Raw genomic sequence first — 255 nt, 5'->3', positions numbered from 1 at the left:
GGAAAAGGCAACGGGGCAAAGCCCACAGTCCAAGAGATTTCGGACTATGCGGATGGGGTTGTGACCCCGCGAGTAATCATGAATGACCCGTCGTATGTCTATCGGGGCACCGATGAGAAGAACGCGTTGAGGGATGGGCACAAATACCCTGTTCACCTGGGAACCAGCCCGCGCTACCACCGGGACTGACGGGCGTCAGGGTTGTGCGTGTTGATATGTCAATCCTGAACGACCTTCTGGTCGGTGAATTTCCGC

At 56.5% G+C, this 255-nt stretch carries 1 pseudogene; it reads left to right on the top strand.

What is annotated here, in order from left to right:
- Nucleotides 1–189, top strand: a pseudogene (locus QP415_RS12250) (S8 family peptidase); the annotation flags it as partial.
- Nucleotides 190–255 lie beyond the last annotated feature (66 nt).

Origin of the sequence: Pauljensenia sp. UMB3104 (assembly GCF_030217285.1) — a bacterium.
Classification (GTDB): Bacteria; Actinomycetota; Actinomycetes; order Actinomycetales; family Actinomycetaceae; genus Pauljensenia.
The sequence above is the reverse complement of the archived record's forward strand: the minus strand, read 5'-3'. Positions and strand labels throughout refer to the sequence as shown.